This window comes from Rhodococcus sp. 15-2388-1-1a (assembly GCF_002259145.1).
In the GTDB taxonomy this organism is placed as follows: Bacteria; Actinomycetota; Actinomycetes; order Mycobacteriales; family Mycobacteriaceae; genus Rhodococcoides.
On sequence record NZ_NPFP01000048.1, the window covers coordinates 36620 to 59101 of the forward strand.

The window sequence follows — 22482 nt, forward strand, 5'->3', positions numbered from 1 at the left end:
ATGAGCACAGTCAAGTTCGAGAACATTTCGCACTCGTTCGGGGAACGGCAGGTGCTGCACAGCATCGACCTCGAATTCGACGAGCGCCGAATCGGCATCATCGGTTCCAACGGTTCGGGCAAGTCGACGCTCGCGCGGATGATCAACGGTCTGATCAAGCCCGATACGGGCCGCGTCACGGTCGACGGCGTCGATGCCGCGAAGAAGGGGGCGCAGGTTCGCAAGAAGGTCGGTTTCGTGTTCACCGATCCCGATTCCCAGATCGTGATGCCCACTGTCGCAGAGGATCTCGCGTTCTCGCTCCGCAGGTCCGGTTTGAGCAAGGCCGAGGTGGCCGAGCGTGTGGAAGAGATTCTCGTCCGCTTCCGTCTCGATCAGCACCGCGACCACCCGGCGCACCTGCTCTCCGGTGGACAGAAACAACTGCTGGCGATCGGTGCCGTCCTCATTCGACGACCGGAGGTGGTCGTTGCCGACGAACCGACGACGCTGCTCGATCTGCGCAACGGACGCGTCGTCGCGCAGGCTCTGGATTCCATGGACCAGCAAGTCATCGTCGTGACCCATCAACTGGCACTGCTGGACAGCTTCGAGCGCGTCATCGTCATCGACGACGGCCGCATCGCGTTCGACGGCACCCCCGCCGCCGCGGTCCCGGCCTACCGGGAGCTGATCGGATGATCGGTCTCTACCGGCCCGGCACCTCGCTGCTGCACCGGATGAGCCCGGGATCGAAGCTGCTGGCGCTGATCTTCGCGATCTTGGCGACGGTGATCTTCGCGCGTACTCCGCTCGAAGTGGGTGTGGTGGCGCTGCTGGTCGCGGCATTGTTCGCGGTGGCCCGCATTCCGGCGAAAGTTGCACTGGCGCAGCTGCGTCCGGTGCTGTGGATGTTGTTGATCATCGGCGTGTTCCAGGTGATCATCACCACCTGGCAGCGCGCCGTTGTGGTGTGCGGGGTGCTGGTGATCTCCGTTGCTCTGGCGGCTCTGGTCACCCTCACCACCCGGGTGACCGACATGCTCGATACCGTCACCCGTGCGCTCGGCCCCGTCCGACGCTTCGGCGTCGATCCGGATCGCATCGGACTGCTCTTGGCCCTGGCCATTCGATGCATCCCGCTGCTCGCGTCCATCGTCCAAGAGGTGTCGCAGGCCCGCAAAGCACGCGGACTGCAGTGGTCGATGACGGCGCTGGCAACGCCGGTCCTGGTGCGTGCCCTCCGCACCGCCGACGCGATGGGAGACGCCCTCGTCGCCCGCGGTGTCGATGACGACGGTGTCGATGATGACGGTGTCGATGATGACGGTGTCGATGATGATGACCACAAGTGAGCTCCTCGCCGCCCGAATAGCGCAGCATTCCGACCGTCGCGGGTCGGCCGTCGTCGACTCGACCGGGGAGATCTCCTACCGGGAATTCTGGGCTCGGGTGACACGCGCGGCGACCGCAGTGGCAGGGATGCGTCGTATCGCGGTACTGCCGACGTCGGATATCGGGTCATTGGTGGTCGTCGTCGCGGCGATGCATGCCGGGGTGAGTGTCGTTCTGCTGCATCGACATCTGCTGGCTCATGAATTCGCCGATGTCACGGCGGTGTGCGAGCCCTCGCTGATTGCCGCGCATCCGCGTCAGCATGCGAGATTGCGTGGTTGGGGCGCAGTCGACGTGTTCGCACCCGAGGACGTGGCTGCCGACCCGACCGCCGCCATCTCCACTCCCGCAGCGAATTCCGAGTTGCTCGTGGGCGTAACCTCCGGAACCACGGGCCCGCCCAAGTTGTTCGTGCGCAATCAGGCGTCGTGGGCTGCCACGCTGGACCGCTCCGACGCACTGTTCGATCTGGGTCCAGGCGATCGGGTGTCCGCACCCGGCACCCTCGATCACACCCACTTTCTCTACGGTGCGTTGCACGGGCTGACCCGGGGTGCGACGGTGGACCTACGCAAGGCGCCGGTCGCTCTCGAAGATGCTCCGACACATCTGTATTCGGTACCGACCATCGCCTGGGACATCGCTCGCTCGGGAGTGCGATCGGACAGTGTCCGCGAGGTGCTCTCGTCTGCGGCGCGATGGCCGCAGTCGGGTCGAGCGGCACTGGCGAGAGCGCTACCGAAGGCAACGACGACGCACTTCTACGGGGCGTCCGAGCTCAGTTTCGTCTCCTACGACCGAAGCGAAATCACAGGCACCGAGGTCAGCGGACAGCTGTTCGACGGGGTCGAGGTCGAGATCAGGGACGAGCTGCTGCACGTGCGCAGCGACATGCTGTTCGACGGCTACCTGAGCCGAGTGGGAGGCCACACGACCCTGACGAACGGGCCGGTCGACGGGTGGATGACCGTCGGCGATCGCGGCAGTGTCGAAGAGGGACGACTGGTCTTGCACGGCCGCGACAGCGAGACGATCGTTCGAGCCGGACTCAACGTCGAGCTGGCTCCGATCGAAGCGGCACTGTTGTCGATCCCCGGTGTGCTCGAGGCCGGGGTGGTCGGCTTGCCCCACGACCGAACCGGTGCGGAGCCAGCGGCCGGAGTTGTTGTTGCGCAAACCGATCCGATATCCGTGGATCGGATCCGCCGCCACCTACGCACCGTGCTGCCGGGTCCCAGCCTGCCGGTGGTGATCGCCGTCGTGGATTCGCTGCCCCGCACACCACGCGGCAAGCTCGACCGTCACGCCTTGGGTGCAACCTTGGCCACGGTCCGGAGCGTCGGCTCGCCCGATGCTCCTGTGACGACGAACCAGACGGTCAACGCGCCGCCGTCGTAGCGGTGGCGCAGAGTGACGCGTTCACCCGCCAGCACCGGGGTCAGGTATTCGATGACGGCGCGGTGCGGTGCCGCGGCCAGCTCCGGCACGTCCACCAGCAACTCCTCGATCGCATGCCAGTATGCGGCGTTGTTGAGGTGGTTGAACGGGTCGATATCGGTTGCGCGCAAGGGGAACTGAACGTCCCCGTGAGATTCCGCCGGCACCGGCTCGGTCAGCCATGCCTTCCAGCGCAACCGGTGTTGATCGGTGGTTCGCGCCAGCATTTCCAGGGCACCGTCGCTGATGCGGGTCGGCATTCCGGTGTCCTTGCTGATGTTGATCCAGAAGCCCTCGGTCTCGATGCGTCCACCCTTCGGTGTCGTCAGTGCCACCCGCATGTTGGACCATCGGGTCGACATCGAGGAACACCAGCGCCGCATGTGCACTCGGTCCGGGAAATGGATCGGCTCGAATACATCGATGACGGTGCGCCGCACGATCCACATGGGATCCGTCTTGCCCAGGGGAGTGGCGTCGAGGTTGTCGGTACCTATGTCCTGCAGGTAGCGGGCAACGCCGTCGAACCGTAGTCGGTTGCTCGGATCGATGTCGCCGGTCCGCACCGGCCAGTTGGTCTCGAAGCCTTCACCGGGCGGCGGCTCCGGTGCCAGTTCGTCGTCGAAGCCGGCCGGTTCCACGCGTGCATTGGTCACGACCGCACTGTACGCGCGCACCTAGACGATGTGACGGGCGCGCATACCGTCGAACACCGGTGCCACGCGCACCACGTCCCCGGTGGTGGGAGCGTGCACCATCTGGCCGTTGCCCATGTAGATCGCCACGTGGCCCGGCCCGGCCGGTCCGAAGTTTCCGAACAGCAGATCGCCCGGTTGCGCGAGCTCCATAGGGATCTCGGTGCCCACGTTCCACTGAGTTTCCGAGGTTCGGGGCAAGGTGACCTTTCCTCCCGATGCCTTGTAGAGGGCATACGACGTCAGGCCCGAGCAGTCGAATCCGCCGCCGGACGGTCCGTTGATGTTTCCGCCGCCCCATACGTACGGCAGTCCCAGGTAGTCCATCGCCAGCTGCACCGATCGGCCGCCGATTCCGGTGAGGTCGAGTCCGGCGAACGGGGTGAGGATGGCGGCGAACTGCGCTTCGGTCGCTCTGATGCGAGACACGTACGGCTTGGTCTGAGTCTCGTAATCGACTGTGCCCGAGGGCATACCGCCCGATCGCAGTACAGCTCCCGCGCCTGCGTTGTATCCGGCCAGGGTCAGATCCAAGGTGTCACCGGACACCTTGCCCTCGCGCTTCCAACCGTCGACCTGTCCGTAGATGTCGCACAGCAGTGTGCCCGACGCCATCACCGAATCACCGATGCTGTTGACGTCGGTGACGCCGTTGCCGTCGTAGTCCTTGCCGTATGTCGCCCACGTGCCGGGCATGAACTGCCCCGGTCCCTGCGCGCCGGTGCTCGAGACCGGAGCAGTGGGGCCGTGCCGAAAACCGTTCTCGGCGGCATACAGTGCCGCGATGGTCGTCGCTTTGACGCCGCCGCAGATGTTGCCTGCCTTCTGCAGCCACGGCACGAAGGCGGTGATGGCTCCCACCGCACCCAAACCGATCGAGCCCACATTGATTCCGGTGAACGTGGCGGGTTGACCGGGAAACAGCGCGCGCCTGATGGCCTCGGCCGACGCCATGAACGCGGTCTGGGTGGCGATATCGGCGGCGGTGTACGTACGGCCGGCGAATTGAACGGCACCGGCCCCGAGTGCGGCTGCGGTGGTGGACACCGCATTCGAGGAGAACACACTGAACGGCAGTGGCGTGGAGGGGGAGCCGGCAGCAGCTACGGCCGCGGCTGTGGTGGCGGCCAGTGCATCTCCCGGCGCGGTCGGCACCGCTGCCGTATCGCCGGCTGCTGTGCCGGCTGCTTCTGGGTCGCCGGCTTCTGTGCCGACTGCTTGGATGTCTTCCACCGTCGGTAGGTCGGGGAGCATCGGTTCGGCGGCGGTGTGCAAGCCTTCGGCGGCGTCGGAGAGGGTGCGATCGGCGATGTCGGCGGCCGGTTCGGGCATGGTGCCCAGTAGTTCGGTCCACTGATCGCTCATCGTCTTCGCCTGATCCTCGGCGTTGGCCGCGATCTCCGCCGCCTGATCCTGCACCGCCTGATCGGGAATCGGAGCCGGGGCATCGGTTCCGGCGACTACACCGGCGGCTGACACGATGACGGCAACGATGACTGCGAATGGATCGCCTGCCATGTATGGACTCCTGCTACTCGAACGATCTTCCCCGAGCCAGGAGCTGTGATCAGTCTCACTCGGGTGCTGCACCCATCATGCACGGTGCAGACGTTCGACTCATGAGTTTTGCGAAACTGTCAGAGCAGGGATGCCCAGTAGTCCGAGAAGCGGATTCCGATGAGCGCGACGACGATTGCGTACCACACCGCGAGCAGCGTCCAGCGCCATTCCAGGAAGAGGCGGCCGACTGTGCCGCCGTTGTTCGGGCCGGAGCCGACCAATCGGCTCAGAGCGAGCACGAACAACGGCATCGTCACCGCCCACACCACCATGCAATAGGGGCACAGGGCATTGATCTCGTACAGGCTCTGGAAGATCAGCCAGTGCACGAAGACTTCGCCGAGCAGCAGGCCTGCACTCAGTCCGAGCCAGAACCAGTGGGGCAGTTCTACGCGGCCGAGCCAGAGCACCCCGGCGACGAGCGCCACCGAGAACGCGGCGATGCCCAGGATGGGGTTCGGAAAACCGAAGAGCGCCGCCTGTTTCGTCACCATCACCGAACCGCACGAGAGCACCGGATTCAGGCTGCACGACGGGACGTACGACGCGTCCTCGAGCAGTTTGAATCGCTCGACCGTCAGCGTCAGCGCTGCGAGTAACCCGAAAGCGCTGAACAGGGTGAAGACAGCGGCACCTGCGCGGGTTCTCATGTCGATTACCGGATGCTGCTCAGTTACCGGCTGCTGCAGCGGCAGCGAGGATGTTCTCCGGCGTCGGGTTGGAGATGTCGGTGCCGTTGACGCGCACGTTCGGCGTTCCGTTGATGCCTTCGCCGAGGACCGACTGCGTCTGGGTGGTGACCCAATCGGTGTAGCTGCCGGCGGTGATGCACGACGCGATGGCGGGGGAGTCGGCACCTGCGGAGGCGGCGATCGCGACGAGCTCGTCATCGGTCAGTCCGGTACCGCCTTCGGACGGCTGCTGCTCGAACATGGCGGTGTGCCAGCTCATCCAGTTGTCGCGGTCGTTCTCGGCGACGCATATGGAGGCACCGGCCGCGCGGGTCGAGTACATGGTCCCGTTCGAGAACCGGTCGAGAATGGAGATGGGGCGGTAGTCGACGGCGACGTTGCCTGCCTCGGCCAACTGCTGCAGCGTCGATCCGCTGATGGACTCGAAGTTCTTGCACGCCGGGCACTGGAAGTCCTCGACGACGCTGACGACGGTGGTGGCGTCGGGGTTGCCGAATCGGATGGCACCGTTGTCCGTCAAGGTCGTGGGGGTGAGCTGGGCCCCGGTCGCGCCGGAGCCTGCCGCGGACGATGCATCCCCCGACGTCGAATCCTTGTTGACGATGAAGAGGGCAATTGCCGCCACGAGCGCTATCAGAACGACTGCGACGACGACCTGAACGAGAGTCCGACGATTCTTGTCGCCGTTCTGCATGGCCTTGATGTCTTTGGAGACGTTCTTGCTCGTGTTCACGGCGACCAGTTTAGGCAGTCGATCCTGAGCGTCGGATGAGAGCTGCGTCAGATGAGAGCAGCGAGGCGCTGGATGGCGAATCGGTATCCGTCGATCCCGAGTCCGGCGATGACGCCGCTGGCGATGGGGGAGACGAAGGAGTGGTGCCGAAACTCCTCGCGGGCGTGCACGTTGGAAATGTGCACCTCGATGATCGGTACCTCCGGGATGACGAGTGCGTCGCGCAGCGCCACGGACGTGTGCGTCAACCCGCCCGGGTTGATGACGATGCCCGACGCCACCCCGCGGGCCGCGTGGATCCAGTCGATGAGCTGTCCCTCGTGATTGGACTGCTCGGTCTGGACGGTGAGTCCGTGCTCGGCGGCGGTCTTCTCGCACAGGGTGACGACGTCGGCGAGGGTGGCGTGGCCGTAGACCTCGGGCTGCCGGGTTCCGAGCATGTTCAGATTCGGACCGTTGAGCACCAACACCTGCTTGGCCATCGCGCCACTCCTTTTCTTGCTTCGGGTACTACTGCCTGCTTCGGGTACTACCGGCTCCGACTATTCCACAGCGTGGTTGACACAATCGTCCGGTGAGTACTGGCAAGACGGTCTGGGTGGTGTGGGGCATCGGTGTCTTCGCCTACATCATCGGAGTGCTGCATCGAACGTCGTTCGGCGTCGCCGGACTGAGTGCGGCGGATCGGTTCTCGGTGTCGCCGTCGCTGCTGTCGTCGTTCGTGGTGCTGCAGGTGATCGTGTACGCGGGGATGCAGATCCCGGCCGGGGTGCTGCTGGATCGCATCGGTTCGCGGAAGATGATCGCCGCAGGCGCGCTGATCATGGCGTCGGCGCAGATCACGTTGGCGCTGACGGAGTCGCTCCCGGTCGCGGTGGTCGCACGCGCGTTCGTCGGCGTGGGCGATGCTCTCACCTTCATCTCGGTGCTGCGGTTGGTGCCGGTGTGGTTCACGCCGCGGCGAGTGCCGATCGTCTCGCAGCTGACCGGTCTGCTCGGCCAGCTCGGCCAGGTGCTCTCGGCGGTCCCGTTCCTCATCCTGTTGAACGGACCCGGTTGGACGTTCGCGTTCGGTAGCGCAGCGGCGCTCGGGCTCCTTGCACTCGTACTGGTTCTCGCGCTCGTCAGAGATCGCCCCGACGACGGAGCTGCCCCCGCGTTCGAGCCGACGACGCTTCGACAGACCCTCGTCTCCATTGCGGACGTGTGGCGACGCCCCGGCACCCGGCTCGGCTTCTTCTCCCATATGGGTACTCAGTTCTCGATCACGGTGTTCGCGTTGCTCTGGGGTGTGCCGTATCTGACGTCGGCACAAGGGCTGTCGGCGTCAACGGCCGGAGCGTTGCTGACGGTGTCGGTGGCGTCCGCGGTGGCGTCGGGCATCGTGGTGGGTGTTCTCACCGGGCGGTACCCGATGCGACGGTCGTGGCTGGTGCTGGCGATCATGGTCAGCAACGCGACCATGTGGGCGATCGTGTTGGCATTGCCCGGGCCTGCTCCGCTGTGGTTGCTGGTGCTGCTCGTCGTGGTGATCTCGGTGGGTGGCCCCGGTTCGGTGATCGGTTTCGACCTCGCCCGCACGTTCAATCCGAGCGCCAATCTGGGGACGGCGCAGGGGATGGTGAACATCGGTGGCTTCCTGGCGTCGCTGTTGGTGATCGCGGCGATCGGATGGATTCTCGACGCGATGGGTGGTTACACGTTCGACGGCTTCCGGGTGGCGTTGCTCGCGCAGTTCCCGGTGTGGATCATCGCGATCACCGGGGTTCTGTTGACGCGGCGCAAAACTCGTAGGGTGCTCGCTGCCGAGGGCATTCACCCGCACACGATGCGTGAGGTGCGGGACCGGATTCGCCGTAAATAAACCTTTGCTTAGACGGCTTTCTGCGAGCATGCTGGTGGTCCGAATATCGTTGTAGGACACAAGTAAATGCTATGTAAAGGTGAATCCAAGAGATGGTTACCGAGCCTGAAGTGAAGCCCGCGACCGGCGAGTATTCGCATCGCGAGATCATGACGATTCTGTCGGGCCTGATGATGGGCATGTTCCTTGCCGCCCTCGACCAGACCATCGTCTCGACGTCCGTCCGGACCATCGCCGACGACCTCAACGGGTTCTCGGTCCTGGCGTGGGTGACCACGGCCTACCTCATCACCTCGACGGTCTCGACCCCGCTCTACGGCAAGCTGTCCGACCTGTACGGACGCAAGCCGTTCTTCATGACGGCCATCTCGATCTTCGTCGTCGGGTCAATGCTGTGCGGCATCGCGACGTCGATGTACGAGCTCGCCGCTTTCCGCGCCATTCAGGGCCTCGGTGCGGGCGGTCTGATGTCGATGGCGCTGGCCATCATCGGCGATATCGTGCCGCCGCGCGAACGTGCCAAGTACCAGGGCTACTTCCTGGCCGTGTTCGGCACGTCCAGCGTGCTCGGGCCGGTCATCGGTGGACTGCTCGCCGGGCAGTCGTCGATCCTCGGAATCACCGGCTGGCGTTGGGTCTTCTACATCAACGTCCCGCTGGGCATCATCGCGCTCGTGGTGGTGTGGCGAGTACTGAACCTGCCGGTGTACCGCCGCGAGGCGCGCGTCGACTGGTGGGGCGCAGTGCTTCTCAGCGTCGGCCTCGTACCGCTGCTCATCATCGCCGAGCAGGGACGCGTGTGGGGATGGAGTTCGCCTCGGGCCCTGTTGTGCTTCGGAATCGGCATCGTCGGCGTCATCGCGTTCGTGCTCGCCGAGATCAAGATGGGCGACGACGCCCTGATCCCCATGCGATTCTTCCGAAACCCGTTGTTCTCGTTGTGTATTGCTGTCAGTGTCATTGCCGGTGCGGCGATGTTCGGCGGCATCTCGCTGCTGCCGCAGTATCTGCAGGTGGTCAAGGGCTCCTCGCCGACGCTGGCCGGCTACCAGACTCTGCCCCTCGTCGGTGCCCTGATGATCGCGTCGATCGTCTCGGGTCGCATGATCTCGAAGACGGGCCGCTACAAGATCTTTCCGATCGTCGGTACCGCACTGATGGCGATCGCGATGTTCGTCTTCCATTACGTGCATGCCGATACGCCGCTGTGGCAGACGATGATCGTCATGGGCGTGTTCGGCCTCGGGCTCGGTTCGATGATGCAGCCGCTGACCCTGGCCATCCAGAATGCGATGCCGCCCAAGGACATGGGTGTATCCACGTCTGCTGCAACGTTCTTCCGGCAGATCGGTGCGACGGTGGGTGTTGCCGTCTTCCTGTCGATGCTGTTCACCCAGCTGACCCCGAAGACCGGCGATGCACTGATCGCCGCGAGTTCGACGCCGGAGTTTCAGCAGGCAGTGCAGAGCGCCGCAACCAGTTCCGACCCGCTGGAATCCGGTTTCGCCCAGGCGATAGCGTCGGGTGACGCCTCCGTCGCAGGTAGTGCGTTGCAGGACAGCTCGTTCATCCAAAAGCTCGAACCCGCACTGGCCGAGCCGTTCCGGATCGGGTTCTCCGACGCCATGGACTACGTGTTCCTCGCCGTGTCGATCCTGATGGTCATCGGCTTCGTGCTGGTGTTGTTCCTCAAGGAGGTGCCGCTGCGGACGATGTCGGGGCTGGCTGCGGCGCAGCAGCAGCGTGACGAAGAACGAGCGAACGAAGCGGGTACGGGTCTACTTTGACGTCGTGAATTCCGACGCCGTGAGTTCTGGGAACTGGGTACAGCTCGGTCCGGTGCGGACGTGGTACGCGGCGTGCGCAGGCTCGACGACATGCACAGCGCAGAGCCGGCGCTGACGCCCGAGATGCTGGCCGAGTTGGCGGTCCGCACGCTGGTGATGATCGACGACGACGACGAGGTGAGCATCGAGCACGCCACCGAGTTCTATCGCAGCGTGCCGGTCGCCGAACTGTCGATCGTGCCGGGCACGTCCCATGGGCTACTGGTCGAGAAACCCGAGCTGAGCAACGCGATTTCGGTGGACTTCCTCACCCGTGACCCAGTGCAGAGGTTTGCCCCGATCCGGCGGGCGTGACGGTCTCGGCCGTGCGCCCGAGACCCTCGAACAACACGTCGAGTCCACGCTCGAGCTCGAGGGCACCGTCGTATTCGGTGATCAGCGCTGGAAGCGTGGACAGCAGCGGAAATTCGGCGGTGGGGAGGCGGCGCAAGGCGAGGGTCAGCCGATCTCCGGTCTCGTCGGGTTTCTCGGGCATCTCCTGCGTCTCGCTCAACAGGTGTCCCCGTAGGAAAGATTTCAGCATCCGGTACGTCGACAATGCCTGGGGCACGGTGAACCCGGCGGCGGTCAACAGTGCCAGTACGCCCTCCAACGACCTCAAAGATCTGGTGGTGCCCAGCCCGAGCGGCGTTCGATGGGGGCGAGTGGACAGCAGAATTACCGCGTGCGGATGCTCGAGTGCAAGACAGCGATAGTGCCGGGCGAAGATTCTCAGCTGTCCCTGCCAATCGGGGTCGGTCACATCGACCGTGACGAGCGGGCTGAGTATCGCATCGGCGATGGCGTCGAGCAGTGCCTCCTTCGTCGGGAGATATCGGTACACCGTCATCGGATCGCGATCGATCGACGACGCCAGGCTGCGAATGGACAGGCTGTCCAGGCCGGTTCGGTCGACGATGGACAGAGCTGCGGACACCACGTATTCGCGGTCGATCTTGTCCTTGACGTGTGGGCCCGTGCGATTGGACGGTGACAACGAGCGTCACCACCTTTCCGGAATCAGAACTAAGCGGTATATCGAAGGTTATCAGACCCAAAACAAACTTGTTGTCCTGCAGGCATTTTCGCTTGACCCGTGAGAGTACACGTGGTGTGCTGTAGCTCTACACCGTAGAGATACGGGGAAACTCTTTGTTGCGGAGTGGGCCACGAGCCTCCGCCTACCTCTCACTCCTATCGCGTGTTGCAGAAAAGTCGGCACGCGATGCCATCGAAGTGCACAGACCGCGAGACCTCGACGCCCCTGGTGTATGCCAGTGAACATCGTCGAAAGTCGCGAGATAACCTACCGCGCAATCGAACTCGTCGGGGGATCGATGCGCGTGATCCACGAAGCGAGGCAGCAAGCCCGCTTCGTCCCCCACCATCAGATCGGTATGTAATCCATGCATGCTTCGCAGCGCACCCATGCGTCCACCACCACCGGCCGCAGCAAGACGCTCATTCCCGTCGTAGGAACAATTGCCCTGGCCACCAGCGCACTCATGATGATCACTGCATCTCCCGCCGTTGCCCAGCCCACCACCGTGGGCCTCGGAACCGCAGAGACTTTCGCCGTACTTGCCGGCTCCACCGTCACCAATACCGGCACCTCGACCATCAGCGGCGACGTCGGCGTCAGTCCAGGTGAGGGCGAACCACCGAGTGTCACCGGCTTTCCGCCCGGCTTGGTCACCGGTGGAGTGATCCACGACCGCGATACCGTTGCAGCACAGGCACAGTCGGATCTCACCGTCGGCTACAACGATGCGGCCGGTCGAACCGGCCCGGCGAACGTCGGAGTGGAGCTCGGTGGGCAAACTCTTCTCGCCGGACTGTACGGAGGATCGGGGACTCTCGGCCTGACCGGAACCCTGACACTCGATGCGCAGGGCAACTCGAATGCCGTATTCATCTTCCAAGCGGCATCGACGCTGATCACTGCCTCCAACAGTCGGGTATCGCTCACCAACGGAGCGAATCCCTGCAATGTGTTCTGGCAGATCGGCAGCTCCGCGACACTGGGCACCGACACGCAGTTCGTCGGCACCGTCATGGCGCTGGCGTCCATCACCGCGACCACCGGTGCCACCGTCGACGGACGCCTGCTCGCCCGGAACGGTGCCGTGACGTTGGACTCGAACCGCATCACCAGCCCGAACTGTGAAACCGTCATTCCGTCGACGACCACAACACCCCCCACGACCACAACACCCCCGGTGACCACTACTCCTCCGGTCACGACAACGCCTCCGGTGACCACCACGCCTCCGGTGACCACCACGCCTCCGGTGACCACCACGCCTCCGGTCACCACGACGCCTCCCGGTGACGGCGGCGGTACACCGGGTACCCCGGGTGACGGTGGCGGAACGCCGCCGATCGTCATCGAAGTACCCCCGATCCCAGGCCTGCCTCCCGTCCCCGGCATCACGATCCCGCCGATCCCGGGTATCCCGAATCAGCCGAACGTGCCGAACCAGCCGAACGTGCCGAACCAGCCGAACGTGCCGAACCAGCCGAACGTGCCGAACCAGCCGAACGTGCCGAATCAGCCGAACGTTCCGAACACCCCCAACACACCGAACACGCCTGATCAGCCCAACCAGCCGAGCACACCGGGTGGCCCGGATCAGCCGGGCACGTACAACCCGGGTGGGCAGATCACGCAGATCCCGAACGGTGGCGTCGACACCGGTGACGGCAGCACTGTGTCATCCTCTGACACAACGCCGTTCGTTGCGATCTGGACGTTACTGGCCGTGCTTGCGGTCGGTGCAGTCTCTGCCTTGACTCTGACTCGTCGTCGGCACTGATCGGTGAGACCTACCGTCGAGGTATCGATACCTCTGGCCGAAACCGCCCGCACCACGACCCGACACCGGGTCGTGGTGCGGGCGGTGGCAGCGGCGTTCCTCCTGCTGCTGTCGCTGGTTGCCGGCTGCGCAACGCCCTCGGATCCCGGCCCGTCGCAGAACGATTCGATGTCCTCGGTTTCTCCTGCTCCTGCCGCCGTCGCCCCGTCGGGTGAGGTTGCCGCCGAATCGTCGTCGGCTCCTGGGTCACCGCCCGCGCGGCTCGAGATCGGTGCGATCGGCGTCGACTCCGATGTGATGGGTCTGGGTCTGCGTCCGGACGGCTCGATGGAAGTTCCCGCGGGTGGTTTCCCAGCCGGCTGGTACACCGGGTCGCCGGTTCCGGGGCAATTGGGACCGTCGATCGTTGCGGGGCATGTGGATTGGGGCGGCAGCCCCGGCGTCTTCTACCGGCTCCGCGAACTCGAACAGGGCGACGATGTCACCGTCGTCAGCCAGGACGGCAACACGGTCCGATTCGTCGTCAGCGCGGTGGAGCAGTATCCGAAGGATGCGTTTCCCACCGACAAGGTCTACGGAGACATCGACCACCCCGGCTTGCGATTGATCACCTGCGGCGGTCAATTCGACTCGGACATCTCGAGTTACGACGACAACATCGTCGTGTACGCCGATCGCGTCTGAGCGAGGTCTTTCGCTCACAGCAAGTTCGCAGGCTGCTCCCAGCGTGGCCGACGGTCCATCGCACATTCTCGTAGTCGACAACTTCGACGAACAGGATCTGCGATGACTGCCCAACTCGACCGACCGGGCGCGATGCCTCCATCGCATGCCCGCCAGCCGTCCCGGCAGAACGGGTGGCTGTATCGCCGCCGGCACCTGCTCGGGTTATTGGTTCTGCTCGCGGCCACCGCAACCCTGTACCTGTGGAACCTGACCGCAAGTGGTTACGCGAACTCGTTCTACGCCGCGGCGGTACAGGCCGGTACCAAGGACTGGACGGCGTGGTTCTTCGGATCGCTCGATTCCGAGAACTTCATCACCGTGGACAAGCCACCGGCCGCACTGTGGGTGATGGGACTGTCGGCTCGCGTGTTCGGGTTCTCGAGCTTCAGTTTGCTTCTACCGCAGGCATTGATGGGAGTCGCCTCTGTGGCGACGGTGTATGCCGCGGTCAAGCGGGTCGCGAACCCCACAGCCGGGTTGCTCGCCGGCTTCACTCTGGCGTCGGTTCCGGCGGCGGCGTTGATGTTCGACTTCGACAATCCCGACGCGCTGCTGGTTCTCCTCATGACACTCGGCGGCTACTTCGTGGTGCGATCTCTGCAGACGGCTGCCGGACGACGGGCCGCGATGTGGCTGGCCTTCGCCGGCGTGGCGCTCGGGTTCGCCTTCCTGACGAAGATGTTGCAGGGGCTGCTGGTGTTGCCGGCGTTCGGTCTCACGTATCTCGTTGCAGGACAGGCGCAGTTACGGGCCCGGTTGCTGCACCTCGTCGGCGCGTTCGCGGCGCTGATCGTCGCTGCGGGGTGGTGGGTGTTGACGGTTCAGCTGTGGCCGGAGAACGCCCGACCGTACATCGGCGGGTCCACCGACAACACCGTGATGGATCTGGTGCTCGGGTACAACGGCCTCGGCCGAATCTTCGGTAACACCGGCGGTGGCGGGATGGAGGCTCCGACCGGAATGAGTGCCGGGGCAGCCGGGTCCAGCTTCGGTGGGTCGACCGGTTTGGACCGACTGTTCGGCAGCGAGATGGGAATCCAGATCTCCTGGCTCATCCCGGCGGCCCTGGTGGCGCTGGTCTTCGGGTTGATCGCTCGTGGCCGAGCGCCACGTACCGACCTGCTGCGTGCGTCCCTGATTCTGTGGGGCGGTTGGTTCCTGGTGACGGCGCTGATCTTCAGCTACATGTCCGGCACGATTCACCCGTACTACACCGTCGCGCTCGCTCCTGCACTTGCGGGCATGATCGGAACCGGCGGCTATGCACTGTGGCTTCGACGCGAATCCATCTGGGGCAGAGCCGGTATGGCAACGATGATGATTGCGGCCGGTACCTGGAGTTGGGTGCTGCTGCACCGCAACGCGGACTGGCTGCCTGCGTTGAAATGGATTCTGTTGGTGGGGACCATCGTCGCGGCCGTGATGATTCTGCTCGCCGGGCGGTACCGAAAGCTCACTGCCGCTGCGTTGATCCTCGGAGCCGTGGCCGGTCTCGGCGGCGGCGCGTCGTACGCCATCGCCACGACGACCAACGCACACAGTGGTTCCGTCCCCACCGCGGGCCCGACAGGTGCAGTCAGCGACGGAGGCCCTGGCGGCATGCCGGGCGGTGGAATGCCGAGTGGTGGTATGCCGAGTGGAGCGATGCCGGGCGATGCGATGCCGGGCGATGCTGCCGATCTTCCGGCCGGCTTCGGCAGCGGCGACCTGCCGAGCGGTATGTCGATGGGCGGTATGGGTGAGACCGACGAGGAGTTGACGGCTCTGCTCGAGTCCACGACCACGCGGTGGTCCGCTGCCGTGAACGGTTCGATGTCTGCAGCCGGATACGAGTTGGCGTCCGATACGGCAGTGATGGCGATCGGCGGATGGAGCGGCGATCCCACCCCGACTCTCGACGAGTTCATCGAGTACGTCTCCAATCACGAGGTGGCGTACTACGTGTCGGGCGGAATGGGTGGCGGAATGGCGCGCGGGGGCATGGGCGGCGACTCCGCGAGTACTTCCTCGCAGATCCAGGAATGGGTCGAGGCGAACTTCACCGCCAGCACCGTCGGCAGCGCGACGGTGTACGACCTCAGCACCTACACGGGCTGACACCCGCGACGCCGATTGGGCACAGTTGTTCCACCGCAGACGCTTCGACTGCGGTGGAACTTCTGTGTACTGACCCGTGGTACTGACCCGTGATCGATCAGAAAGGCGGAGGATCATCGTCGGGTGCCGACGTAGGTACCGGCGCGGGCAGCGGCTGGACTATCTCGAGGATCGGGGTATCGGCCTGCATCGCTTCACCTTTGGGCCTGCGATGGACGACGGGCAGATGGCTCAGGTCCGCGAGTTGCGTGGTGCCGGGAACAGTGATCGCGGTGGTGCCGGCATTCGAGACCCAGAACTCGACACCGCCGGCGAGCATCACCGGCGTCCACAACCCCATGGTCTTGAGGCTGTGGTGGTAGCGGCACAGGCAGTGCAGGTTGGTGTCGATGGTCCAGCCACCGGACTCGGGGTCGCGATGAAAGTACGGAACGATGTGGTCGATCTCGCATTGCTGGGCCGGGACGTCGCAGCCGGGGTGCCGGCACGTGCGGTCGCGATATCGAATGCGTTCCGCCAGTGCCATAGTCGTGCGATATACGAGGGCTCCGGGTGGCGGCACCACGAGACCTCCATGACCGTCCGGGTGGAGCGCGAGCCCGAGAGCGGGATCTGCGGTGATGGCCGCTTCGCGTTCGGCAACAAAGGTGTAAGTGCCCCGATACGGTGTGGCGACACAGGTGCTTCGCGGTGGTTGTGCGGACTTCGGGGGCCGAGGAACCGAACCGCCGACGCGACGACGACTGCGTCCCAGCGGATGAAACACCACCTGCGACCTGCTGCTGCTGTCGGCGCTGCTTTCGGCGCCCTTGTCTTCAGTGCCCGTGCCATTGTCGGTATCGGTATCGGTATCGGTATCGGTATCGGTATCGAGGTTTACGAGTGACTCCAGGTCTTCGCCGTAGCCGAGTTTCTCCGCCAGATTGCGGGCTTCGGTGAGGAGGATCTGCCAGTGTGCGTTGTCTGCGAGCTCTCGGGCGTATTCGGCATCGATGGGGCCGTGGCCGGCCAGGTGAGCAGGACTGGACAGCAGACCGGCGAGAGTGGCGAGGTCGACGGTGATCACCGTCAGTGGGGCGCGTCGATCAGGTCGCACAGTATCGGCCGTGCACGGATTGTCGTCATCGGGTTCGCACATGCATGCCATCGACGACTCTTGCTGCAGCAGAGCAACATACGCTGCGGCACGCTTCTGCCCCTTGTTTCGCGGATCACGTCGGCACACGGTCGCGGCCATCTCGTTGATCAACTGCCAAGCAGCTGCGGCGTCGGCGGCGGTGAGGTCGGCTTTGAGCGTCGAGAGCACGTCTTTGTCGGTGTACGTGACGTTGGTGTGCCGTTCCAAGTCCTTGCGCAGAGCGGCAGCCTGCTCGGGTGCGATGCGGTACATGATCGACCAGATTTCCGTCGCCAGCGGACCCGGTGACAGGCGTCGGGCAGCGTGCAGAACCTCCCCTTGGACGGCCGTCGCGGCGTCCTGCGTCAGGTTGTGGGTGCACCGGTATATCGCGCGGACCCGAGGCAGATCGAGTTCGCCGGCCTCGAACGCTGCTGCAACATCGGTAAGCCGGAGCCGTAAGTCCATGCCGATCTCGGCGTACGTGTTCGCTACGGTCTTCGAGCAACCCAGAACGTGCGCAATCTCCGACGCCGCGTAATTGCCGGCATCCTGAATGATGTCACCGACCAGAACGTTCTGATGGATGCATGAGTCCCAGATGGCAGCGGCTACAGCCACTTTCCGTGCGCACGCCTGATTCTCCAGCGTCGCGACATCTCGAATCTCGGTCAGAGAAGCAGCCTCGATGTACGGCTTCGATTGCGGCCCGAGATAGGCCGCGAATCGACTGCGCGTCGAGCTGGATGTGGTCATCGTGTAGTCGCCCCCCGGCATGTGTTCCCACTGGAAGTAGAACGCATGTTCGATGGTATTGCAGAAATCGATGCCGGTCAACTCCAATTCCGTTGCACTGAAGAAGGATTGGAGAAGTAGCACCAATACACCAACCTACCGACAAGTTGCTCGGCCGCGTTGTGGGAAGGCGCTCGAGGAGCTCAGGCCGAGTCGTGCATCAGCGCGGCGATGTACAACAGCACGGAATCGCTGCCGGGCGAGGTCGTGTACCCGGTGAGCTTGTCGATCTTGACGAGCCGGTAGGTGAGCGTGTTTCGGTGCAGGTGAAGCTTTTCGGCTGTCTTGGTCGAGTTGAAGCCGCTCTCGCCCCACGTCATCAGTGTTCGCTTCAGGACTTCCCAGTCCGGGGCATGGACGATGTCGCCCAGCACCGTGTCGACCAATCGGCGACGGGTGCTGTCGGGAACAGCCCGAACGGCGTGCAACAGACGCATCCGGTCGATGTCGTGGATGTGTCGTTCGGGAAAGACCTGCCGCCCGAGCTCGAGTGCGTCACGTGCGTCCTGGGCCGACGCGTTCAATCGAGCGACGCCGGACGCGCTCGGTCCAACCCCGACCGATACCGACCATGCGTTGGCCTTGCCCCGCTCGACGAGCGTCTGCCAGCGACGGTCGTCGTCGGTGGTGCTACCCACTGGAGGCATCACGGCGACGACATTTCGGGAGAGTCTGCCGGCTATTTCCTGCGTAGTGTCGGCTGTGTTTCGAATCCATTCCAGCACAACGGTAGTGGGGTCGGCGTCGGCGCGCTTGCCGACCTCGGTCGCCGGTGCCGTGTTGTCGGTTTCGACCAGAAAGACACGGCGCGGAATGTCGATGTCGAATGACAGTGCAGCAGCTCGATTCTCGACACTCTGCATGGACGCGTCGCTACGGTGCCAGTCGAAGACATCACGCAGAAAGTCTTCGACGGCGCGCTGGCGGGAGACCCTGGTTCCGATGCGGCTGGCCTCGCTCATGAGGATTTCCGTCTGACGTTTGACTATCTGCCCGAATTGCTCGACCAGCTCGGGAGCTCCGGACAGACCTACGGTGCCGACCACTCGACCATCGAGGGTCAGCGGAAGCGTGGTGCCGGGAAGGCTGCCCTGCAGGCTCCGTACGTCGGCGCTCGAGTGACTGCGTGTGCTGTTGGTTTCTATCACCACGATCGACGCCTCGTGGAATTGCCCGACGCGTCCCCGCTCACCGCTACCGAGGACGATCCCGGTGGCGTCGGTGATCAGTACGTTGTGCCCGATGATCTCGGTGATGTCCACTGCGATCTGCTGCGCCAGCTCGGTACTGAGCACGACGAACTCCCGTCCGATTAACTTCGACGTAACGCCGAATCTGGGCATGTGTGCAACTTGCCCAAGAATATAGACGTACGGGAGCTGATGCTGGGCTTTTTGATGAAGACCCGAAAGCGGTCTCCGTCATACGATTTTTCCATCGTCGACAGAGGAGAAGTCATGCAAGTATTGGATTGGATTGCGGTAGCCGGGTATTTCGTAGTGCTGATCGTGGTCGGTGTACAGACCATGAAAAAAGTCTCGAATGCCGATGATTTCGCGGTTGCCGGCAATCGTATTGTCTGGCCGGTCTTCTTCGGCAGCCTCGCTGCTGCCTTTCTGGGCGGCGGCGCATCGTTGGGTGTCGCCGGGGCGACGATGCGCGACGGGTACGTCTACATGTTCGCCTTCTGCGCCTTCGGAATCCAGACCGTACTGGTGGGACTCTTCGTCGCGCCCAAACTCAAACGCTACCGCGGTGCACACACGCTCGGTGACGTGATGCATGCGCACTACGGCAAGCCCGCTCGCGTCATCACGGGCGGATTGTCGATCGTGTTGTGCACCGGAATTCTGGGCGCTCAGGCATTGGCGATCGGTACGGTCGTCAACGCAACTCTCGATGTACCGCCGACACTGGCGATCATTCTGGGTATGGGCGTGACCGTCCTCTATTCCGCGTTCGGCGGAGCCTGGGCCGTCATTCAGACCGACCTTCTCCAGTTCGTGTTCCTCGGCGTCCTGATCCCCGTGACGTTGCTCATCGGATTGCATGCAGTGGGAGGGCCTTCGGCTCTCGTCGACGCCCTGCCGTCCGATCACCTGACGCTGATGGGTGATTACAGCGTCATGAAGTTCGTCGGTTTGTTCGCGGCCCTGCTGCTCGGTGAGACGTTGGTTCCTCCTTACGCGCAGCGCACCTTTTCGACGCCCGACTCCTCGCACGCCCGTAAGGGATTCGTCACCGCCGGTATCTTCTCGTTCTTCTTCTTCTTCATCTCGGCCTCGATCGGAGCGGTGGCATTCGTGCTCTACCCCGACATCGAGCCGGATTCGGCACTCCCGACCGTCGTCACCAACCTGATGCCGATCGGCCTGCTCGGCTTGTTGGTTGCGGCGCTCCTCGCGGTCGTGATGTCGACGGCATCGAGCTACATCAACTCCAGCGCAGTGGTGTTCACCGACGATCTCTACCGGCCACTGGCCAAGCACGAGGCCTCGCAGCGCAAGCGGCTGAACATCGAACGAACCCTCAGCGTGGTCGTCGGCGCCGGTGCCACCATCTTCGCGCTCACAGTTCCGTCCATCGTGGACGCCCTGCTCTACAGCTACACACTCTGGGCACCGACGATGATCGTGCCGCTGTTCGGAGCAGTGCTGTTCGGTGTTCGTTCCGCGCCTGCCGCGCTGTGGGGTATCTCCGCGGGTGCTGCGGTCACGGTCGTGTGGCAGTGGGTACTGATGAGCCCGTTCGGTCTCGACGGTCTTCTCCCCGGTGTCGCTGCGAACTTCATCGCCTACACCGTGGCAGCGGTAGCGACGAGCAAGAAGTATCCACGAAGAACACAAACCTCGAACGAACCGATCCTCGACAACACCGGAGCGCACTGATGTTGGAAATACTTTTCTACGGAGCGCCGATTGTCGCAATTGCTGTCACTGCCTGGTGCGGCTTTCTCGGGTGGCGATTCTATTTCCAAGAAGTTCTGAAGAAAGAGGAATGATATGACCCTCGTATCTGCAAATCTCGCAGGCATCGCCGACGAGACCACCAGTTACCCCGCGTATGTGCAAGATGGACGAAATATCCATGTTTCGGGTCAGGTGTCCTTCGCCGACGACGGGTCGATCGTGGGCGAGGGTGATCCGGCGAAACAGACCGAGGTCGCTATCGATCGTCTCGAACGAGTACTGCACGCCGCCGGGTCGGATCTGAACCACGTCGTCTCGACGACCGTGTACCTGACGTCGGCGGCGTACGCCGCCGAGATGAACAGGGTGTGGCGTGAGCGGTTCGGTCGGCACCGGCCGGCCAGGGCCACGGTCGTCACCGGCCTGCTCGACGAGAGACTGTTGGTCGAGATCACCGCTGTGGCTGTGCATTCCGGCGAGGGTGTCGAATGAGAATCGCAGTTCTCGGTGGCGGCATCATCGGTGTGACGAGTGCGTTCTATCTGGCACGCGAGGGCCACGAGGTGGTGGTCTACGACGAGCGCGATCGCGTCGCAGACGACACCACCGCCTCGACGGCCGGGTTGATAGCGCCGGGGCATTCGTATGCATGGGCGTCTCCGCAAGCACCGAAAATGTTGCTTCGATCGCTGGTCGGAGGACAAACCTCCATTCGGGTGAAACCTCGCCTGGATCCAGCGTTGATCCGGTGGGGCCTGGCATTCATGCGTGAATGCACTCCCGCACGCAGCCTGAAGAACACCCTCGCCAAGTACGAGCTCGCCTCCTACAGCCAAACCTTGCTCGAGAAGCTGACGGTGGAGGAGTCGCTCGAGTATCACCGGACCGACGGAGGGATCCTCTACCTCTACCGGGACGCAGCCGCCCTCCACGAAGCCAGCAGCAAAGCCGAGCTGATGCGTCAGCAGGGGAGATCACAACGCCTGCTCACCCGGGAGCAGGCGTTCGAGGTCGAACCTGCTCTGGCCAACAGCACCATCGACTTCGCGGGAGCTGTTCACGACGAGGACGACGGCACCGGTGACCCGGCGCTGTTCACCGTGGGGTTGGCGGCGGCAGCCGAACGCCTCGGTGTCCGGTTCGAGCTGAACACGAGAATCGAGTCGTTGGAGTCCGACGGCACCTCGATCGTCAGGGCTCGTACCGCTCGGGGCAGCGAAATCGACGCCGACTGCTACGTGTTGGCCCTCGGGAGTGCGTCGAGCACACTCGCTCGCACCGCAGGGCTCCGCGTCCCGGTCTATCCGGCCAAGGGATACAGCCTTTCGGTTGCGATCCGGGACCAGTCGCGGGCACCGCACACAGGCGGTATCGACGAACGATCACTGGTTGCCTGGTCTCCGTTCGGATCGACACTCCGTATGTCGGCCGTCGCCGAATTCGCCGGTTACGACAAGACCCATGCGCCGTCGAACTTCGCCGAGATACGCGCTGCCGGTGAGGAACTCTTTCCCGGAGCATTGGACTGGAGTTCGGTCGAGTATCGCTCGGGATTGCGCCCGATGACTCCGGACGGGCCGCCGATCATCGGTGCAACGCCCCGCGACAACCTGTTCGTCAACACCGGACACGGACACGTCGGCTGGACGATGGCCTGCGGCTCGGCCGCACTGCTCGCTGCCGAGTTCGGTCGAGGTCCAGCCGAGATCGATGCCACACCGTACCGGTTCGATCGCTTCTCGCGCCGCACTCGGAAGTCGGCAGCTCGGTCGGTCCGAACCAGGTGAACAGCTACCGGTGGACGCCGCGCTCGACAAGCGTCCACCGGTACTCGCCAGAAA

20 protein-coding genes are annotated in these 22482 nt (G+C 64.0%); 12 read left to right on the forward strand and 8 right to left on the reverse strand.

Annotated features, from left to right (window positions below; genetic code table 11):
• From CH302_RS26735 to CH302_RS26745, 3 genes are read left to right on the forward strand one after another with little or no spacing between them, the layout of a single operon-like run.
• Window positions 1-681, forward strand: a complete 681-nt coding sequence (locus CH302_RS26735; RefSeq protein ID WP_037191323.1) for an energy-coupling factor ABC transporter ATP-binding protein — start codon at window positions 1-3, stop codon at window positions 679-681.
• Window positions 678-1334 carry an energy-coupling factor transporter transmembrane component T family protein gene (locus CH302_RS26740; RefSeq protein WP_037191326.1) on the forward strand — a complete coding sequence of 219 codons (657 nt, stop codon included), beginning with the start codon at window positions 678-680 and terminating at the stop codon, window positions 1332-1334. The genes CH302_RS26735 and CH302_RS26740 overlap by 4 nt, the downstream gene beginning before the upstream one ends.
• Window positions 1270-2772 carry an AMP-binding protein gene (locus CH302_RS26745; protein ID WP_230596288.1) on the forward strand — a complete coding sequence of 501 codons (1503 nt, stop codon included), beginning with the start codon at window positions 1270-1272 and terminating at the stop codon, window positions 2770-2772. The genes CH302_RS26740 and CH302_RS26745 overlap by 65 nt, the downstream gene beginning before the upstream one ends.
• On the opposite strand, the gene CH302_RS26750 is transcribed toward CH302_RS26745, so the two are convergent.
• The 5 genes from CH302_RS26750 to aroQ form a co-directional block, all read right to left on the reverse strand.
• A complete protein-coding gene (locus tag CH302_RS26750) occupies window positions 2676-3467 on the reverse strand; it encodes an acyl-[acyl-carrier-protein] thioesterase (protein WP_082323699.1) in 792 nt (263 codons plus the stop codon). The genes CH302_RS26745 and CH302_RS26750 overlap by 97 nt on opposite strands.
• A gap of 21 nt (window positions 3468-3488) precedes the next feature.
• Complete coding sequence (locus CH302_RS26755; protein WP_037191328.1) at window positions 3489-5024, reverse strand: C40 family peptidase; 1536 nt, start codon at window positions 5022-5024, stop codon at window positions 3489-3491.
• A 119-nt stretch (window positions 5025-5143) separates the two neighbouring features.
• Complete coding sequence (locus CH302_RS26760) at window positions 5144-5716, reverse strand: vitamin K epoxide reductase family protein (RefSeq protein ID WP_037191329.1); 573 nt, start codon at window positions 5714-5716, stop codon at window positions 5144-5146.
• A gap of 19 nt (window positions 5717-5735) precedes the next feature.
• Entirely contained in the window at window positions 5736-6491 is a 756-nt protein-coding gene (locus CH302_RS26765; protein ID WP_230596289.1) for a DsbA family protein, read from the reverse strand.
• 47 nt (window positions 6492-6538) lie between these two features.
• Window positions 6539-6973 (reverse strand): type II 3-dehydroquinate dehydratase, encoded by a 435-nt coding sequence (aroQ, locus tag CH302_RS26770; protein WP_037191330.1) that lies wholly within the window; start codon window positions 6971-6973, stop codon window positions 6539-6541.
• 92 nt (window positions 6974-7065) lie between these two features.
• Between aroQ and CH302_RS26775 the strand changes: the two genes are divergently transcribed.
• From CH302_RS26775 to CH302_RS26785, 3 genes are all read left to right on the forward strand, one after another.
• The gene (locus tag CH302_RS26775) at window positions 7066-8355 is read left to right on the forward strand and encodes an MFS transporter (protein WP_037191332.1); all 1290 of its coding nucleotides are present in this window, start codon (window positions 7066-7068) and stop codon (window positions 8353-8355) included.
• Between the two features lie 92 nt (window positions 8356-8447).
• Window positions 8448-10142, forward strand: a complete 1695-nt coding sequence (locus CH302_RS26780) for an MDR family MFS transporter (protein WP_037191333.1) — start codon at window positions 8448-8450, stop codon at window positions 10140-10142.
• A gap of 90 nt (window positions 10143-10232) precedes the next feature.
• Entirely contained in the window at window positions 10233-10496 is a 264-nt protein-coding gene (locus tag CH302_RS26785; protein WP_141216737.1) for an alpha/beta fold hydrolase, read from the forward strand.
• Here CH302_RS26785 and CH302_RS26790 read toward each other — a convergent pair.
• Window positions 10450-11178 (reverse strand): TetR/AcrR family transcriptional regulator C-terminal domain-containing protein, encoded by a 729-nt coding sequence (locus CH302_RS26790; RefSeq protein ID WP_037191334.1) that lies wholly within the window; start codon window positions 11176-11178, stop codon window positions 10450-10452. The two genes, CH302_RS26785 and CH302_RS26790, sit on opposite strands and share 47 nt — an antisense overlap.
• Before the next feature lie 409 nt (window positions 11179-11587).
• On the opposite strand from CH302_RS26790, the gene CH302_RS30465 reads away from it, so the two are divergent.
• From CH302_RS30465 to CH302_RS26805, 3 genes are all read left to right on the forward strand, one after another.
• Complete coding sequence (locus tag CH302_RS30465; RefSeq protein WP_037191335.1) at window positions 11588-12997, forward strand: ice-binding family protein; 1410 nt, start codon at window positions 11588-11590, stop codon at window positions 12995-12997.
• A gap of 3 nt (window positions 12998-13000) precedes the next feature.
• A complete protein-coding gene (locus CH302_RS26800) occupies window positions 13001-13681 on the forward strand; it encodes a class F sortase (protein ID WP_212556180.1) in 681 nt (226 codons plus the stop codon).
• 102 nt (window positions 13682-13783) lie between these two features.
• Window positions 13784-15820 carry an ArnT family glycosyltransferase gene (locus CH302_RS26805; RefSeq protein WP_217903134.1) on the forward strand — a complete coding sequence of 679 codons (2037 nt, stop codon included), beginning with the start codon at window positions 13784-13786 and terminating at the stop codon, window positions 15818-15820.
• Between the two features lie 97 nt (window positions 15821-15917).
• Here the strand turns inward: CH302_RS26805 and CH302_RS26810 are convergent, their stop codons facing one another.
• Both CH302_RS26810 and CH302_RS26815 read right to left on the reverse strand, forming a co-directional pair.
• Window positions 15918-17774 (reverse strand): HNH endonuclease signature motif containing protein, encoded by a 1857-nt coding sequence (locus CH302_RS26810; RefSeq protein ID WP_255139084.1) that lies wholly within the window; start codon window positions 17772-17774, stop codon window positions 15918-15920.
• Window positions 17775-17875: 101 nt separating this feature from the next.
• Window positions 17876-19027, reverse strand: a complete 1152-nt coding sequence (locus CH302_RS26815) for a CdaR family transcriptional regulator (RefSeq protein ID WP_052047726.1) — start codon at window positions 19025-19027, stop codon at window positions 17876-17878.
• Between the two features lie 162 nt (window positions 19028-19189).
• Between CH302_RS26815 and CH302_RS26820 the strand changes: the two genes are divergently transcribed.
• The 3 genes from CH302_RS26820 to CH302_RS26830 all read left to right on the forward strand — a co-directional run bounded on the left by CH302_RS26820 (window position 19190) and on the right by CH302_RS26830 (window position 22428).
• Window positions 19190-20620, forward strand: a complete 1431-nt coding sequence (locus CH302_RS26820) for a sodium:solute symporter family protein (RefSeq protein WP_052047727.1) — start codon at window positions 19190-19192, stop codon at window positions 20618-20620.
• A 114-nt stretch (window positions 20621-20734) separates the two neighbouring features.
• Window positions 20735-21133 (forward strand): RidA family protein, encoded by a 399-nt coding sequence (locus tag CH302_RS26825; RefSeq protein ID WP_037191337.1) that lies wholly within the window; start codon window positions 20735-20737, stop codon window positions 21131-21133.
• The gene (locus CH302_RS26830) at window positions 21130-22428 is read left to right on the forward strand and encodes a D-amino acid dehydrogenase (protein ID WP_082323689.1); all 1299 of its coding nucleotides are present in this window, start codon (window positions 21130-21132) and stop codon (window positions 22426-22428) included. The genes CH302_RS26825 and CH302_RS26830 overlap by 4 nt, the downstream gene beginning before the upstream one ends.
• Window positions 22429-22482 lie beyond the last annotated feature (54 nt).

Excerpts from the sequence above, each read along its gene's own strand:
- CH302_RS26735 (WP_037191323.1), top strand. The coding sequence starts at position 1 with ATGAGCACAGTCAAGTTCGAGAACATTTCGCACTCGTTCGGGGAACGG.
- CH302_RS26740 (WP_037191326.1), top strand. The coding sequence starts at position 678 with ATGATCGGTCTCTACCGGCCCGGCACCTCGCTGCTGCACCGGATGAGC.
- CH302_RS26745 (WP_230596288.1), top strand. The coding sequence starts at position 1,270 with ATGACGACGGTGTCGATGATGACGGTGTCGATGATGACGGTGTCGATG.
- CH302_RS26755 (WP_037191328.1), bottom strand. The coding sequence starts at position 5,024 with ATGGCAGGCGATCCATTCGCAGTCATCGTTGCCGTCATCGTGTCAGCC.
- CH302_RS26760 (WP_037191329.1), bottom strand. The coding sequence starts at position 5,716 with ATGAGAACCCGCGCAGGTGCCGCTGTCTTCACCCTGTTCAGCGCTTTC.
- aroQ (WP_037191330.1), bottom strand. The coding sequence starts at position 6,973 with ATGGCCAAGCAGGTGTTGGTGCTCAACGGTCCGAATCTGAACATGCTC.
- CH302_RS26780 (WP_037191333.1), top strand. The coding sequence starts at position 8,448 with ATGGTTACCGAGCCTGAAGTGAAGCCCGCGACCGGCGAGTATTCGCAT.
- CH302_RS26785 (WP_141216737.1), top strand. The coding sequence starts at position 10,233 with ATGCACAGCGCAGAGCCGGCGCTGACGCCCGAGATGCTGGCCGAGTTG.
- CH302_RS30465 (WP_037191335.1), top strand. The coding sequence starts at position 11,588 with ATGCATGCTTCGCAGCGCACCCATGCGTCCACCACCACCGGCCGCAGC.
- CH302_RS26805 (WP_217903134.1), top strand. The coding sequence starts at position 13,784 with ATGACTGCCCAACTCGACCGACCGGGCGCGATGCCTCCATCGCATGCC.
- CH302_RS26820 (WP_052047727.1), top strand. The coding sequence starts at position 19,190 with ATGCAAGTATTGGATTGGATTGCGGTAGCCGGGTATTTCGTAGTGCTG.
- CH302_RS26825 (WP_037191337.1), top strand. The coding sequence starts at position 20,735 with ATGACCCTCGTATCTGCAAATCTCGCAGGCATCGCCGACGAGACCACC.
- CH302_RS26830 (WP_082323689.1), top strand. The coding sequence starts at position 21,130 with ATGAGAATCGCAGTTCTCGGTGGCGGCATCATCGGTGTGACGAGTGCG.